We start from the raw sequence: 1,092 nt of genomic DNA on the forward strand, positions 1-1,092 counted from the left end.
GGGAAGGTGCTGCACTCTGGGAACACGGACATCCGCGTAACTTAGCGGTCAGTTGGCAACAGCTTTATGGTTCAAATAAGCAGTGGAAAAAACGGTATGGTTATCATCGGCGGTCAATCTCAGAAACTGCCATGTACAGGGTAAAGCAATTACTTGGTGGTAGATTGAGCCTGCGAAATTATAACGGTCAGGTGGGAGAAACTTACGCGATGATAAAGGCTTTGAACAAGCTTACAGGGCTAGGCATGCCTGTAACTTACCGTGTAGTTTGATATTTAGACGATTATGAGGGGCTTTGTTCGCTGAATCGATTTAGGAAACAAAGCCTGCCGAAACTGGTAAATATACTGAGTTTGGTATTCCCGCAACTATTTTGGCTAACTTCTTACGTGAAAATAATATTATTCCCGAGAAGTGCGACTTAAATTCGATTTTATTCTTGATGACACCTGCGGAAGATATGGCAAAAATGCAGCACTTAGTGTCGCAAATATCTCGCTTCGAGAAATTAGTCGATGAAGATGCGCCATTATCGGAAGTATTGCCAAACGTCTATAACGCCAATAAAGCACGTTATAAAGACTATACCATTCGTCAACTCTGCCAAGAAATGCACAACCTTTATGTCAGCCATGACGTAAAACAATTGCAAAAAGAAATGTTCCGCCATGCTCACTTCCCAACAAAAGTAATGGACCCACAGGAAGCTAACCTCGAGTTTATTCGCGGCAATGTTGAATTAGTGCCACTGTCACAAATCGAAGGGCGAATTGCCGCAGAAGGCGCCCTGCCATATCCACCAGGGGTGTTATGTATGGTGCCAGGTGAAATATGGGGTGGCGCAGTACAACGTTATTTCCTAGCCCTTGAAGAAGGCATCAATTTATTACCCGGATTCTCTCCAGAATTACAAGGTGTTTACCTCGAAAACACACCAGACGGAAAAATCCAAGCCTTAGGTTATGCCCGAATTCAACTGCGAAGTGCGACACTCGCCAATATCAAGCAGCCAATACCATTTCTTTAAAGACAATCGCTGGTTGCTTGAAATCTAAACACTTTTTCGGTCGATAATTTATCCGTGATAAAGCG

Annotated in this window: 2 pseudogenes; both read left to right on the plus strand. The window is 43.5% G+C overall.

From position 1 onward, the window contains the following. Positions 1-272 (plus strand): annotated as a pseudogene (locus tag AEA42_RS11265) (IS5/IS1182 family transposase); the annotation flags it as partial. 59 nt (positions 273-331) lie between these two features. After that, a pseudogene (locus tag AEA42_RS11270) lies at positions 332-1,027 on the plus strand (ornithine decarboxylase); the annotation flags it as partial. Positions 1,028-1,092 lie beyond the last annotated feature (65 nt).

Origin of the sequence: Shewanella sp. Sh95, assembly GCF_001308045.1 — a bacterium.
Lineage (GTDB): Bacteria > Pseudomonadota > Gammaproteobacteria > Enterobacterales > Shewanellaceae > Shewanella > Shewanella xiamenensis.